Annotated in this window: 12 protein-coding genes; 5 read left to right on the plus strand and 7 right to left on the minus strand. The window is 72.9% G+C overall.

Annotated features, from left to right (window positions below; genetic code table 11):
• Positions 1-396: 396 nt before the first annotated feature.
• The 5 genes from AB0910_RS02195 to AB0910_RS02215 form a co-directional block, all read right to left on the minus strand.
• Positions 397-1578: an ROK family transcriptional regulator gene (locus AB0910_RS02195; protein WP_366742557.1), complete on the minus strand. Its 1182-nt coding sequence runs from the start codon at positions 1576-1578 to the stop codon at positions 397-399.
• Between the two features lie 235 nt (positions 1579-1813).
• Positions 1814-2491: a GntR family transcriptional regulator gene (locus AB0910_RS02200; RefSeq protein WP_366742558.1), complete on the minus strand. Its 678-nt coding sequence runs from the start codon at positions 2489-2491 to the stop codon at positions 1814-1816.
• Between the two features lie 66 nt (positions 2492-2557).
• On the minus strand, positions 2558-3505 hold the full coding sequence (locus tag AB0910_RS02205; RefSeq protein ID WP_366742559.1) for a beta-ketoacyl-ACP synthase III: 948 nt from the start codon (positions 3503-3505) through the stop codon (positions 2558-2560).
• 131 nt (positions 3506-3636) lie between these two features.
• Positions 3637-3783 (minus strand): hypothetical protein, encoded by a 147-nt coding sequence (locus AB0910_RS02210; RefSeq protein ID WP_366742560.1) that lies wholly within the window; start codon positions 3781-3783, stop codon positions 3637-3639.
• Positions 3752-5104: an OFA family MFS transporter gene (locus tag AB0910_RS02215; RefSeq protein ID WP_366742561.1), complete on the minus strand. Its 1353-nt coding sequence runs from the start codon at positions 5102-5104 to the stop codon at positions 3752-3754. Before AB0910_RS02215 ends, AB0910_RS02210 begins: the two co-directional genes overlap by 32 nt.
• Before the next feature lie 242 nt (positions 5105-5346).
• On the opposite strand from AB0910_RS02215, the gene AB0910_RS02220 reads away from it, so the two are divergent.
• Both AB0910_RS02220 and fdhD read left to right on the plus strand, forming a co-directional pair.
• Entirely contained in the window at positions 5347-6330 is a 984-nt protein-coding gene (locus AB0910_RS02220) for a 2-dehydropantoate 2-reductase (RefSeq protein WP_366742562.1), read from the plus strand.
• Positions 6331-6608: 278 nt separating this feature from the next.
• Entirely contained in the window at positions 6609-7448 is an 840-nt protein-coding gene (gene fdhD, locus AB0910_RS02225) for a formate dehydrogenase accessory sulfurtransferase FdhD (RefSeq protein ID WP_366742563.1), read from the plus strand.
• A gap of 157 nt (positions 7449-7605) precedes the next feature.
• On the opposite strand, the gene AB0910_RS02230 is transcribed toward fdhD, so the two are convergent.
• Positions 7606-8667, minus strand: a complete 1062-nt coding sequence (locus AB0910_RS02230; protein WP_366742564.1) for a bile acid:sodium symporter family protein — start codon at positions 8665-8667, stop codon at positions 7606-7608.
• 123 nt (positions 8668-8790) lie between these two features.
• Here AB0910_RS02230 and AB0910_RS02235 point away from each other — a divergent pair, with 123 nt between their 5' ends.
• Positions 8791-9681 (plus strand): LysR substrate-binding domain-containing protein, encoded by an 891-nt coding sequence (locus AB0910_RS02235; protein WP_366742741.1) that lies wholly within the window; start codon positions 8791-8793, stop codon positions 9679-9681.
• An 84-nt stretch (positions 9682-9765) separates the two neighbouring features.
• Here AB0910_RS02235 and AB0910_RS02240 read toward each other — a convergent pair whose 3' ends face one another.
• Positions 9766-10791 carry an AsnC family transcriptional regulator gene (locus AB0910_RS02240; RefSeq protein WP_366742565.1) on the minus strand — a complete coding sequence of 342 codons (1026 nt, stop codon included), beginning with the start codon at positions 10789-10791 and terminating at the stop codon, positions 9766-9768.
• A gap of 124 nt (positions 10792-10915) precedes the next feature.
• Between AB0910_RS02240 and AB0910_RS02245 the strand changes: the two genes are divergently transcribed.
• Positions 10916-12415 (plus strand): MFS transporter, encoded by a 1500-nt coding sequence (locus tag AB0910_RS02245; RefSeq protein WP_366742566.1) that lies wholly within the window; start codon positions 10916-10918, stop codon positions 12413-12415.
• 204 nt (positions 12416-12619) lie between these two features.
• Positions 12620-14443 (plus strand): long-chain fatty acid--CoA ligase, encoded by a 1824-nt coding sequence (locus AB0910_RS02250; RefSeq protein WP_366742567.1) that lies wholly within the window; start codon positions 12620-12622, stop codon positions 14441-14443.
• The last annotated feature ends 109 nt before the right edge of the window (positions 14444-14552 follow it).

Below are 14552 nucleotides of genomic sequence, written 5' to 3' on the forward strand. Positions count from 1 at the left end.
CGTGTGCGGCGGCCGGGGCCGCGGGTGGCCGCTGCGCGGCCTGCGGTGTCGGTACGGGCGGTACGCGGCGTACGGGTGGGGCGAACGCGCGTGCGATGCGTCGTGCGGTCCGGCACGTACGGGAGCGGGTGCGGCTCACGGGGAGCGGTGGTACCGGGTCGTACGGAACGCGGTGCGGCGGTGCGGCGGTGCGGCGGTGCGGCGGTGCGGCGGTGCGGCGGTGCGGCGGTGCGGCGGTGCGGCGGTGCGGCGGTGCGGCGGTGCGGCGGTGGCTCAACGGGCGGGTGGCGTGCGGAGTGGCGGTGTGCCGGAGGTGCGCTCTTGCCTGCGGTGCCGGGGTGGACCGGTGGTGCGGTGGTGCCGTGGTGCGCCGGGGCCGCGCGGGCGGCGCCCGGGTCACGCCGGGGAGAAGAGGTGGTCGCTGATCAGCCTTGCTGCGCCCGTGACGCCCGCGTTCTGCCCCAACTCGCCGAGGACGATGGGGAGATTGCCGGTGGCCAGCGGCAGCGACTGGCGGTAGACCTGGGTGCGGACGGCGGCGAGCAGGGTGTGGCCGAGGCCGGTGACACCGCCGCCGATGACGACGAGGCCGGGGTTGAAGAAGCTGACGAGTCCCGCGATGACCTGGCCGACCCGGTTGCCTCCCTCACGGATCAGGTCGAGCGCCGTGGCGTCGCCCGCGGCCGCCGCTGCGGCCACGTCGACCGCGGTGAGCGTGTCCGACTCCGCGAGGCGCGCGGCCAGTTCGGGCGAGGTGCCCGCGCGTGCCGCCTCCTCTGCGTCGCGGGCCAGCGCGGCGCCGCTGAAGTGGGCCTCAAGGCAGCCCTTGTTGCCGCAGGCGCAGGGCCGCCCCTCCGGCTCCACCTGGATGTGGCCGATGTCGCCGGCGCTGCCCGTCGTCCCGCGGTAGACCTCGCCGCCGACGACGATCCCGCAGCCGATTCCGGTGCCGATCTTGACGCAGAGGAAGTCGTCCACGGAGCGGGCGACGCCCGCGTGCTGCTCCCCCATGGCCATCAGGTTCACGTCGTTGTCGACCATGACGGGGCAGCCGAGTTCCTGGCTGAGGGCCTCGCGGACGGGGAAGCCGTCCCAGCCCGGCATGATCGGCGGCGCGACCGGCACGCCCTCGGGGAAGCGCACGGGCCCGGGGACGCCGATGCCGGCGCCGTCGAAGCCGTCGGCGAGGCCGGAGTCCCTGAGCTTCGCCGCCATCGCGAGCACCTGCTCGAAGACGGCGACGGGCCCCTCCCGCACGTCCATGGGGTGGTTGAGGTGGCCGAGCACCTCCAGTTCCGGGTTGGTGACGGCCACGTCGACGGACGTGGCGCCGATGTCGACGCCGAGGAAGCGCAGCCCCGGTGTGAGCCGGATGTTGTGGGAGCGCCGGCCGCCGCGCGAGGCGGCGAGTCCGTCGGCCACCACGAGCCCGGTCTCCAGCAGCCGGTCGACCTCGACCGCCAGCTTGGAGCGGGACAGCTCGACCTGGTCCCCCAGCTGTGCGCGTGAGTTGGGCCCACCGTCCCGCAACAGCCTGAGCAGTCGCGCCTGATGGGCGTTCGCGGGTCGTGCCGTCATGCGTCTCACGCGCCCCTCCCCGCCATGTCGGCCGTCTCGCCCGTCACTTCCGGTGCTTTCGAGTGGAACGTAGCAGCGGTTGCGCGCAGGGGGAAGAAGTTGCGAGCAAATCGGCGGCGACTTTCTCCACAGTGAAGACAAAGAGAGAGGCGGCAGATGCTCACAGAGAGGGGCGAAAGGTGTGCGGGGCCCGGCGCCGCGGGCCGGGGCCCGGCGCCGCGGGGGCGGTGGGGCGTCAGTTGTGGTCGCGGTGGTGGTACGTCGACCTGGTGTGCTCGGTGTGGGCGCGCATCACGGCGACGGCGGCGGCCTCGTCGTGCGCGGCGATCGCGGCGATCAGCTCGCGGTGCTCGATCCAGGACTGCCTGCCGCGCTGGCGGGCGACGGGCGTGTAGTACCAGCGCACCCTGCGGTCGACCTGCGCCGCGAGCTCCGCCAGGACGACATTGCTGGCCATCGCCATGACCCGGGCGTGGAACGCGGCGTTGGTCGCCACGGCGAGGTCGACGTCGTCGTCGTCCACGGCGCGCTCGCCCTGGGCGCACAGCTCCTCGAGGCCGGCGATGCCCGCGGGGTCGGAGAGCGCGGCCGCGAGCCGCGCGGCCTCGGCCTCCAGCAGGGTGCGCACGGAGAGCAGCTGGTCGGCCTCCTCCTCGGTCGGCTCGTGGACGAAGGCGCCCTGCGCGGGCCGCAGGTCCACCCAGCCCTCGGTGTTCAGCCGCTGGAGCGCCTCGCGCACGGGCTGCCGCGACACCCCGAGGTGGCCGGCGAGCTCGCTCTCGACGAGGTGCTGTCCCGGGCGCAGCCCGCGGGTGGTGATCAGTTCGAGCAGCGCCTCGTAGACGCGCTCGCGCAGCGGCCCGGGGCGCTCCAGCTTCGGTACCGTGCCGTGCGGCAGTCCTGCGGACAACATGGGATCTCCCTCTCCGGCCGACCGTGACTGATTGGCTATCGTCTACAGTCTACCGATCCCCGGAGGTCAGGGGACGCGGATCACCTGGCCCGCGTACGAGAGGTTGCCGCCGAAGCCGAACAGCAGGGCGGGGGCGCCCGAGGCGACCTCGCCCCTGGCGACCAGCTTGGACAGCGCCATCGGAATGGAGGCGGCCGAGGTGTTGCCCGACTCCACGACGTCCCGGGCGACGACCGCGTTGACGGCGCCGATCTTCCGGGCGACGGGCTCGATGATCCGCAGGTTCGCCTGGTGCAGCACGACGGCGCCGAGCTCCTCCGGCGTGACACCCGCGCGCTCGCAGACCCGCCGCGCGATGGGCGGCAGGTCGGTGACGGCCCAGCGGTAGACGGACTGGCCGTCCTGCGCGAACCGCGAGGGCACGCCCTCGATCCGCACGGCCGTGCTCATCTCCGGCACGGAGCCCCACAGCACGGGCCCGATGCCCGGCTGCTCTCCCGCGCCGACGGCCTCGACGACGGCGGCGCCCGCGCCGTCGCCCATCAGGACGCAGGTGGAGCGGTCGGTCCAGTCGGCGACCGCGGTCATCTCGTCGGCGCCGATGACCAGGGCGCGGGAGGCGGCGCCCGCCCGCACGGTGTGGTCGGCGAGGGCGAGCGCGTGGGTGAAGCCCGCGCAGACGACGTTGACGTCGAGGACGGCGGGCGCGGCCATGGAGAGGCGGGCCGCCACCCGCGCCGCCATGTTCGGGGACTTGTCCACGGCGGTGGAGGTGGCGACCAGCACCAGGTCGATGTCGGCCGGGACGAGGCCGGCCGCGGCGAGCGCCTTGGCGCCCGCGTGCGCGGCCAGTTCGTCCACGGGCTCGTCGGGGCCCGCGACGTGCCGGTTCTTGATGCCCACCCGGCTGGTGATCCATGCGTCGCTGGTGTCGACCATGCCCGCAAGGTCGTCGTTGGTGAGCACCTTGGCGGGCTGATAGTGCCCGAGCGCGGCGATGCGCGTGCCGTTCACGCGGGACCCCCTTAGCTGTCGAGGCTGGATCTTCCAGTCTCGTCAGCGACTCACCAGTAACGAGACAGGTGAACCGACAGGATTCCCCCGCGCCGCTTGGAGGGACCGCATCATCCTTGGCACGCCGGGGATCAACCCGTGAACAGCTGTTTGGCTTTCAGCACCAGTTCGTAGACGCCGTAGGCGAGCGGCGCTCCGACCCAGACCCAGGAGAGGGCGATCAGACCGGTGCGCCGCGGGCCGCTCTCAGACTCCGGGTTCTGCTGCTGCGTGTCCATCGGGTTCCCCCTTCCGGGTGTCGAGGTGGTGGCGCGGGTGCACGGGCCTGACGAACTCGTTGGCGATGAGCCCGACGGCGAGCAGGCAGATCATGATGACGAAGGAGACGCCGTACAGCTGCGGCCCCGACTTGCCCGCGTCGCTCTGCGCGTCGGCGACCCGGTTCACGATGAGGGGCCCCAGCACACCGGCGACGGACCAGGCCGTCAGCAGCCTGCCGTGGATCGCGCCGACCTGGTAGGTGCCGAAGAGGTCCTTCAAGTACGCGGGGAGCGTGGCGAACCCGCCTCCGTAGAAGGAGAGGATGACCATCGCGCAGAGGACGAACAGCGGCTTGGCGGTGTCCCCGGCGAGGAAGATCACCACGTACATGGCGATGCCGACGAGCAGGTACACCCGGTAGATGTTCTTGCGGCCGATCACGTCGGAGAGCGACGACCAGCCGATGCGGCCCGCCATGTTGGCGGCGGAGAGCAGCGCGACGAACCCGGCGGCCGCGGAAGCGGACACCGCCGCCGAGGTGTTGGCGAAGAAGTCGGTGATCATCGGCGCCGCGCGCTCCAGGATGCCGATGCCCGCGGTCACGTTCATGCACAGCACGATCCACAGGCACCAGAACTGCGGGGTGCGCAGGGCCGACCTGGCGGAGACCTGGACGGAGCCGATCAGCAGGACGGCGCCCGACTCCGCGCCCGGCAGGGTCTGCGCGCCGGGGCGCGGCCGTGGCAGCCGGATGAGGAAGACGCCGAGCGACATGAACAGCGCGTAGACCAGGCCGTGCACGAGGAAGGCGAGCGCGATGCCGCTGCTGTCGCTGCCGAAGTGGTCGAGCATCGCCTGCGACCAGGGCGACGCGATCAGCGCGCCGCCGCCGAAGCCCATGATGGCGATGCCGGTGGCGGTGCCCGGGCGGTCGGGGAACCACTTGATGAGCGTCGACACCGGTGAGATGTAGCCGATGCCGAGCCCGATGCCGCCGACGAAGCCGTAGCCGAGGACGATCAGCCAGTACTGCCGGGTCTCCGCGCCGAGGGCGGAGATCAGGAAGCCGGAGCAGAAGCAGACCAGGGCGACGGTCATCGCCCACCGCGGCCCCCTGCGCTCCACCAGGGTGCCGCCGAAGGCCGCGGACAACCCCAGCATGACGATGCCGAGTTGGAAGGGGAGCGCGCTCTGCGTCCCGGAGAGGTCGAGCGCGGATTCGAGTGGCGGCTTGAACACGCTCCAGGAATAGGCCTGGCCGATGGAGAGGTGCACCGCGAGAGCAGCGGGCGGCACCAGCCATCGGCTCCAGCCCGCCGGTGCGATTGGTGGAGTCATGGCAGCGAACTCTAAGAAGCGGAACGACGATTGGGAAGATCTTTCCCAGGGCGTGTCCATGACGATACGGAGACGGTTCCGGGTCAACGGCTCGCAAACAACGGCGGAGAGAGGGCGCGGGTCCCGTCAGGAGGGTTGTCGGCACCAGACCCATACTGTAGACAGTATATCGTCGACAAGGAAGTCGGCAGCTCGGAGTGTGACGCTTCTCTCGGTCTCCCTCACCGAATGGAGAGCCCCACGTGAAAGTCGCTGTTGTGGGCGCCGGAGCCATCGGCGCCTACGTCGGAGCCGCGCTCGGCAGAGCGGGCGCCGACGTCCATCTGATCGCCCGTGGACCGCACCTCGCGGCCATGAGGCAGCACGGAGTACGGGTACTCAGTCCGCGCGGGGACTTCACCGCGCACGTCCACGCCACCGGGAGCCCGGCCGAAGTCGGCCCCGTGGACTACGTCTTCCTCGGACTCAAGGCGAACTCCTACGCGGCGTGCGGGCCGTTGGTGGAGCCGCTGTTCAAGGAGACGACCGCGGTGGTGGCCGCGCAGAACGGCATCCCCTGGTGGTACTTCCACGGCCACGGCGGGCCGTACGACGGCCGGCGGATCGAGAGCGTCGACCCCGGCGGCTCGGTCAGCGCCGTGCTGCCGCAGGAGCGCGCCGTCGGGTGCGTCGTCTACGCGGCGACGGAGCTCGCCGCGCCCGGCGTCGTACGGCACCTCGAAGGGACGCGGTTCTCGATCGGCGAGCCCGACCGCACGCTCTCGCGGCGGTGCCGCGACTTCGCCGAGGCGATGCGGGCGGGCGGGCTCAAGTGCCCGGTCGAGCGCGAGCTGCGCGACGACATCTGGATCAAGCTGCTCGGCAACATCTCCTTCAACCCCATCAGCGCCCTGACCCGGGCCACCATGCGCGAGATGTGCAGCCACCGCTCGACCCGCGGCGTCATCGAGCTGATGATGACCGAGACCCTGGCGGTGGCCGGATCGCTCGGCTGCCGCCCCGACATCTCCGTGGAGCGGCGGCTCGCCGGGGCCGAGCGCGTCGGCGACCACCGCACCTCCACGCTCCAGGACCTGGAGAAGGGCAAGCCGCTCGAACTCGACGTGCTGCTCTCCGCGGTGGTGGAGCTCGCCGGGGTGACCGGCGTGCCGGTGCCGACGCTGCGCACCGTCGCCGCCATCTCCGACCTGCTGGCCCGCGGCACGGCGCTCGCCGCTGCCGCCTGACCCCGATCCCTCCGCCGATCCGGCGGCCGCCGGCTGCCGACCCGGCGGCCGCCACCGAGAGGAGAAGACCGTGACGAGAAGGGAGCGCGCGCCCGCGCACGGGTACCCGCGGGACGGCGGGACGCGGGAGCACGGCCGCTCGCGCCTACTGTGGGACGGGGTGCGGCGCCGCGCCGTCCGCGCCGGGCGGGCGGGAGCGCCGCACGGCCGCGTCCCCGCGCGCGGCAGCGCTGCCGGAGCCCTGGCGGCGCGGGAGAGATACGAGTAGGACTGATCACATGGGACGGGTCACCGAACGACGGCGGACGATACGCATCCGGGACGGCGCGGTCAGCGCGCGTCCTGACACCCTGGTGGCCGAGGAGCCGCTGGAGATCCGGCTGAACGGCAAGCCGCTCGCCATCACGATGCGCACACCGGGCGACGACTTCGCGCTCGCCGCGGGCTTCCTCGTCAGCGAGGGCGTGCTGGCCTCGGGTGCGGACGTGCAGTCGATCGTGTACTGCGCGGGCGCGAAGGACGACGGCCAGAACACGTACAACGTGGTCGACGTGCGGCTTGCGCCCGGGGTGGACGTCCCCGACATCACGCTGGAGCGCAACGTCTACACCACGTCCTCCTGCGGCCTGTGCGGCAAGGCCAGCCTGGACGCCGTGCGCACCACGGCCCGTTTCGAGATCGCCGACACTCCCCCGGTCCGCGTCGAGCCCGAGCTGCTCGCCGTCCTCCCCGACCGGTTGCGCGCGGCGCAGCAGGTCTTCGACAGGACCGGGGGCCTGCACGCCGCTGCCCTGTTCTCCGAGTCCGGCGAGCTGCTGGACGTCCGCGAGGACGTCGGCCGGCACAACGCCGTCGACAAGCTCGTGGGGCGCGCCCTGCGCCAGGACCTGCTGCCGCTGTCGCGGGCGGTCCTGCTGGTGTCGGGGCGCGCGTCGTTCGAGCTGGCGCAGAAGGCCGTGATGGCGGGCATCCCGGTGCTCGCCGCGGTCTCGGCGCCGTCGTCGCTCGCCGTCGACCTGGCGGCCGAGTCGGGGCTCACGCTGGTGGGATTCCTGCGCGGCTCCTCCATGAACGTGTACGCGGGCGATGAGCGGATCGCCCTGCACACCGGGGTGTGACGCGCCTCGCGTCACGGGACGAGGCCCGGCCGGCGGGGAGCGCCCCCTGCGCCGGCCGGGCCATGGTCCGTTCCCCTTGTTCCTCTGGTCTTTCCTGTCCTTTGGTCTTTCCTGTCCTTCCGCGCCCTTGCCCCGGCGCGTACGGCACGCGGCGGGTTCAGGCCCCCGCGGCGCGGGAGGGTTCGGCCTCCGCGGCGGCCGCGGACCGGCCGACGAGCAGGGTCCGCTGCTCGGGCTCGCGCGCCTCGGGGTCGCGGGAGCGGCGCTTGGCGATCACCGCGCACACCATCAGCTGCATCTGGTGGAAGAGCATCAGCGGCAGCACGGCGAGCGACGCCTGCGGGCCGAACAGCACGGACGCCATGGGCAGGCCCGAGGTGAGACTCTTCTTGGAGCCGGCGAACTGGATCGCGACGCGGTCGTCGCGCCCGAAGCCGAGGCGGCGGGCGCCCTGCCAGGTGAGCAGCAGCATCACGGCCAGCATCAGCGCCTCCACCACCAGCAGTTCGAGCAGGCGCACGACGGTCACCTGGTGCCAGATGCCGGCGACCACGCCCTCGCTGAAGGCGGTGTAGACGACCAGCAGGATCGATCCGCGGTCGACGATCTTGAGCACCGTCTTGTGGCGCGCCATGAACCCGCCGATCCAGCGCCGCAGCAGCTGGCCCGCGAGGAACGGCGCGAGCAGCTGGAGCAGGATCTGGATCAGCGAGTCCGCGGAGAAGCCGACGCCCTCGCCGCCGAGCAGCCCCGCGGCCAGCAGCGGCGTGACGACGATGCCTGCGAGGCTGGAGAAGGAGCCCGCGACGATCGCCGCAGGGACGTTGCCGCGCGCGATGGAGGTGAAGGCGATGGACGACTGGATCGTCGAAGGCACCAGGCACAGGAACAGCAGCCCGTGGTAGAGCTGCGGCGTCAGCAGGAACGGCACGAAGACGCGGGCAGCGAGCCCGAGCAGGGGGAAGACGACGAAGGTGCAGGCGAGCACCGTCAGGTGAAGCCGCCAGTTCCGGAAGCCGTCGAGCGCCTCGCGCGTCGAGAGCCGCGCCCCGTACAGGAAGAACAGCAGCGCCACCGCCCCGGTGGAGAAGCCGTTCGCCACCGGGGCCGCGGCCCCGGATGCGGGGAGGACGGCCGCCAGGGCCACCGTCCCGACGAGCGCCAGGATGTAGGGGTCGATGGGCAGCCAGGACGGCATCTTCCAGGTGCGGCGGTTCATGTGCTCCACTCTCGGTACAGTTCGCGCCTCCCCATGATCCGCCGCGCCCCCATGATCGGGAATCCGGTGTACGGCTCTGACTGCGATCACGAAACGTGATGAGCGCCCCGTACGGCGTCTAATCTGGTCGTTGTGTACGACCCCGCACAGCTGCGCACGTTCCTGACCGTGGCGCAGACCCTGAGTTTCACCCAGGCGGCCCGCCGGCTGGGGCTGCGGCAGTCCACGGTGAGCCAGCACGTGCGGCGGCTCGAGGAGGCGACGGGCCGCCCGCTGTTCACCCGGGACACGCACAGCGTGGAGCTGACCGAGGACGGCGAGGCGATGCTCGGCTTCGCCGGGACGATACTCGCGGCGCACGAGCGCGCGGCGGCGTTCTTCACCGGGACCCGGCTGCGCGGCAGGCTGCGCGTGGGGGTCTCGGAGGACTTCGTGCTGACGCGGCTGCCCGAGGTCCTCCAGGCGTTCCGCGCCGACAACCCCGAGGTCGACCTGGAGCTGACGGTGGAGCTCTCCGGGGTCCTGCACGAGCGGCTGGCCAGGGGCCGGCTCGACCTGGTGCTCGCCAAGCGGCGCGGCGGGGAGACCCACGGCGACCTGGTCTGGAGCTCGACGCTGAGCTGGATCGGGGCGCCGCGGCTGCGGCTCGACCCCGACCGGCCGGTGCCGCTGATCCTCTTCCCGCCGCCCGGCATCACCAGGGCGCGTGCGCTGGAGGCGCTGGAGCGCGCGGGCAGGCCCTGGCAGGTCGCCTGCACGAGTTCGAGCCTGAGCGGCCTGATCGCGGCGGCCCGCGCCGGGCTCGGGGTGATGGCGCACACCCGGGGGCTGGTGCCGCCGGGGCTCGTGCCGGTGTCCGCCCGGGCGGGCCTGCCCGAGCTGGGCGGCGTCGACTTCGTCCTGCTGCGGCCGCGGGACGCGCGGCCCTCGGCGGCCCGCGACGCGGCGGACGCGCTGGCGAAGGCGATCCTGGCGGGCGGCGACCGGCTGCACCGGGCAGCCGGCCCCTCCTGACCTGCCGCCCTCCGGCGCGCCTGTGGGGCCAGGTGCCGCCGCCCGAGCAATCGGGGGCCCGCATACGGGCCGTCTCGGACCGCCTCAGCCACGCTCGCCGGTGCGGCCGGTGCGCGGGTGCCCCCCGCGGTGCCCGGCGTCGTCGTACGTGAGCTGCTTGACGTTGCGCAGCACCGGCGAGACCTCCACGTGCCTGACCCCGTCGAGGCCGCCCACGACCTCGGTCAGGAAGCGGTACACCTCGGCGACGCCCCGGCAGACGAGGACGGCCATCACATTGCTCTCGCCGCTCGTGGCGAAGACGGCGGCGGCCTCGGGCCGCGCGGCGAGGGCCCGGCCCACGGCGTCGAGGGCGCGCGGCTCCGCGGTCACCCACAGCAGGGCCCTGGTGGTGTAGCCGAGCGCGGCGGTGGAGTACTCCACGTCGATGTAGAGGCTGCCGGAGCGCAGCAGCTGGTCGAGCCTGCGGCGCGCGGCGGACTCGGAGAGGCCCGAAGCCCTGGCGAGTTCGGCGACCGGCGCCCTGCCGTCGCGTTCGAGGACCCGCAGCAGGGCCTCGTCGGCCGGTCCGTGCGCGGCCCGTGCGCCGTCCTCTTCCGCGGCAGCCCTGGGGGTGAGCGCCGCGGCCTGCTCGGGGGTGAGGGCGTCGGCGGCGGCGAACCAGCCGGTCGGGCCGCCGAAGAACCGGTGCAGGATCTGGTGGGCGCGGATGTCGGTGATGCTCGGGGTGCGCGGCAGCTTGCCGAGGATCAGCTCCTCGTGGTCCCCGGCGCGGGAGAAGGAGGTCGAGCAGATGATCTCCGTGCCGCCCGCGGCGAGCCCGATCCAGCTGGTGTCGGGGCGCCGCGCGAGGGCGCGCGCGACCGCGTCAGCGGCGTCCAGCTTGATCCTGAGGCGGAGCGTCCAGCTGTCCCTGCCGAGCGGCACGCCGTCCCGTACGCCGACGATCCGCAGGTCCATGGCGGAGCCGAGGCGCCGCAGGCGGCGGGCGACGGTCTGGTCGGAGACGCCGAGCACGGCGCCGATCCTGCTGTAGGAGGCGCGGCCGTCGAGCTGGAGGGCCTGGAGCAGCTGGAGGTCCAGCGCGTCGAAGGTGTGGCTTTCCGCCACCGCAGCACCCCCGTCTGTCGGATTACGGCGCCGCGGCGCCCGTGGCCGCCGCCTGCCGCCCGGCTCGTCCGATCGTACGGGCATACGGGACCGCCCGTTGAGCGCGAGAGTACGGAGTGAGGACATGGGGAAGTGGGGACCGCTGATCGCGGTCTGTCTCGGCACGTTCATGCTGCTGGTGGACGTGTCGATCGTGGTGGTGGCGCTGCCGGCGATGGCCGGCGGCCTCGGGGCGTCGCTGAGCGACCTGCAGTGGGTGATGGACGTCTACGCGCTGGTGCTCGCTGCGCTGCTGCTCGCCGCCGGTGCGGCGGCCGACGTGCTGGGCGGCCGGCGGATATACGCGGCGGGCACGGTCCTGTTCGCAGTGGCGTCGCTGGGGTGCGGGCTGGCGACGAACGCGCCCGAACTGATCGCGCTGCGCGCGGTGCAGGGGCTCGGCGCGGCAGCGATGTTCGCAACGACCCTGTCGCTGCTCGCCACCGCGTACCAGGGCAGGGACAGATCGGTGGCGCTCGGCGTGTGGGGTGCCGTCAACGGCGCGGCGGCCGCGGCGGGACCCGTGCTCGGCGGGGTGCTGACGCAGGGGCTCGGCTGGCGGTGGATCTTCTTCATCAACCTGCCGGTGAGCGTGGCCGCGGTCTGGCTGACGCTGCGCGTGGTGCGCGAGGTGCGGCGCGATCCGGGGCGGCGCGTGGACTGGGCAGGCACGGCGTGCTTCGCGCTGTTCGCGGGCGCGGTGACGTACGGCGCGGTACGGGCGGGCGGCGACGGCTGGCTGTCGGCTCCCACCGGCGTCTGCGCGGCGGTCGCGGTACTCGGCCTTGCGGCGTTCGTCCTGGTGGAGCAGCGGGTGACGCAGCCCCTGATGGACCTGGCGCTGTTCCGCAGGGCGTCGTTCGTGACGGTGATGGCGACGGCGCTGGTCTTCAGCGCCTCGGCGTTCACGATCCTCGCGTACCTCTCGGTGTGGCTGCAGACGCTGCTCGGGATGAGCCCGATCACCGGCGGTCTCGCGCTGCTGCCGCTCGCCGCGGCGTCGTTCCTGGTGTCGGCGGTGAGCGGGCGGCTGCTGCACGGGGTGCCCGCGCGGTATCCGGTCGGCATCGGCACGATGCTGGTGGGCGCGGGCGAGTTCGCGCAGGCGGTGCTGGGGGCGGACTCGTCGTGGCCCGCGCTGACGGCGGGGCTCGTGGTGACGGGCGTCGGGGTGGGCCTGGTCTCCCCCGCGCTGTCCGGGGCGGCGCTCGCCTCGGTGCCGCAGCGCGAGGCGGGCATGGCGGGTGGCGCGCTCAACACGTTCAGGCAGCTCGGCTACGCGCTGGGCATCGCGGTGTTCGGCACGGTCGTCACCTCGGGGATCGCGTCGTCGCTGCACGGCTCGGCGGCCGACCCCGACGGCGCGGCGCGGGCGCTCGCGGGCGGCGGCGCGGCCGGGCTGCGCGGCGCGGTGCCCCGGGAGGCGCTGCGCTCGGCGTTCGCCTCGGGTCTCGACACCGCGATGATGGCCGCAGGAGTGCTCGCGGTCCTCGCGGGTGCGGCGGTGCTGATCTGGGTACGACCCGGTCGGCGGGGTGCGGCGCAGGTCGTCCCGGAGCCCGAATCGGCCGCCGCGGCGCCGTAATCGACGCGTACGGATTCGGTGGAGATTCCCCCGCGCGGCACTTACCCTTCGGTCAGAAGTCTGTCCCCGCCTGGCCGGAATGGGGGTTTTCAGCCGCCCACGTGCGGCGGAACCGTCCATTCCGGCCGTTGGACGGATCATTTTCCGCCACAGGGGGTGGGGTAGCGTCGCGGCGCTGTGCGGAGCGCGACAAGGAGCAAGTCATTGCGCGAGTTCACCGTCCCACCCCTCGTGGCGGCCGCCTCGTCCGGGGGCCTCGCCGACCCCGTATTTGATCATGCCCGCGACAATCCGCACCATGTGGCGCTCGGCCGCAAGGACGAGGCCGGTGTCTGGCACGACGTCACGTCGGCGCAGTTCCGCGACGAGGTCGTCGCCGTCGCCAAGGGGCTGATCGCGGACGGCATACGCTTCGGGGACCGGGTGGGCATCATGTGCCGCACCCGCTACGAGTGGACCATCCTCGACTTCGCGCTGTGGACCATCGGCGCCCAGCCGGTGCCGATGTACCCCACCTCCTCCGCCGAGCAGGTGCTGTGGATGCTCTACGACTCCGGCGCGAAAGCGTGCCTCGTGGAGCACGAGGACCACGCGATGACGGTGGGCTCGGTCATCGACCGGCTGCCCGAGCTGAAGCAGCTGTGGCAGCTGGACGCGGGCGCGATGGACCACCTGCGCTCCGCGGGCGCGCACCTCGGCGACGACGTCGTGGAGCGCCACCGCAGAGCGGTCACCCCCGACCAGTGCGCTTCCGTCATCTACACCTCGGGCACCACGGGGCGCCCGAAGGGGTGCGTGCTCACCCACGCCAACTTCATCTTCGAGACCGACACGGTGGTGCGGCGCTTCGAACGCGTCTTCCGCTCCAAGCCGGGCGACCAGGCGTCCACCCTGCTGTTCCTGCCGCTCAGCCATGTCTTCGGCCGCATGGTGGAGGTGGCCGCCGTGCGCGGCGGCGTGAAGCTCGGCCACCAGCCGGAGCTGCGCGCCTCCGCCCTGCTGCCCGATCTCGCCGCGTTCCGGCCCTCGTTCATCCTCGCGGTGCCGTACATCTTCGAGAAGGTCTACGGGGCGGCGCGGCGCAAGGCGGAGCGCGAGGGGAAGACCGGCCCGTTCGACAAGGCCGTGGACGTGGCGGTGCGGTACGCGGAGGCGGTGGAGGACCGCGCCTTCGGCACGGGCCCCGGGCCGTCGCCCGCGCTGCGGCTGCAGCACCAGTTCTTCGACAAGGCCGTCTACGGCAAGGTGCGCGCGGCGATGGGCGGCCGGGTGCGGCACGCCATGTCGGGCGGCTCGGGCATGGACCGCAGGCTGGGCCTGTTCTTCGCCGGCGCGGGCGTGACCGTCTACGAGGGCTACGGCCTCACCGAGTCCTGCGCCGCCGCCACCGCCAACCCGCCCGAGCGCACCCGCTACGGCACCGTGGGCCTGCCGATCCCCGGCACCACCGTGCACATCGCGCACGACGGCGAGGTGTGGCTGAAGGGGCACAACGTCTTCGAGGGGTACCTCGGCGACCAGAAGAACACCGACGCCGTGCTGCACGACGGCTGGCTCGCCACCGGCGACCTCGGCGCCCTCGACGACGACGGCTATCTGACCATCACGGGCCGCAAGAAGGAGATCCTGGTCACCTCGGGCGGCAAGAGCGTCCAGCCGAACGCCCTGGAGGAGCGGGTGCGCGCCCATCCGCTGGTCGGCCAGTGCATCGTGGTCGGCAACGACAGGCCGTACGTGGCCGCGCTGGTGACCCTGGACCACGAGGCGGTCGAGCACTGGCTGTCCGTGCAGGGCAAGCCGCCGCTCGGGCCGAAGGACCTGGTGCGCGACGCGGACCTGGAGACCGAGATCAGGCGGGCCGTGGTGGCGGCCAACACGGCCGTCTCGCAGGCCGAGTCGATCCGCACCTTCCGGATACTCGCGCACCCCTTCAGCGAGGAGCACGGGCTGCTCACCCCGTCGCTCAAGCTGAAGCGCAAGGCCATCGAGACGGCGTACACGGCGGAGGTCGAGGCGCTCTACCGCTGAGACGCCGGCCACACCCCAGGGCGGTGGGAATGCCCGCGGGGGCGGTGATCGTTTCCGCTCGGGGCAGGTGTGCCCCGCCAGGCCGCCGGCCGCTCAGGAGGCCGGCGGG

Origin of the sequence: Streptomyces sp. NPDC047002 (assembly GCF_040704505.1) — a bacterium.
GTDB lineage: Bacteria > Actinomycetota > Actinomycetes > Streptomycetales > Streptomycetaceae > Streptomyces.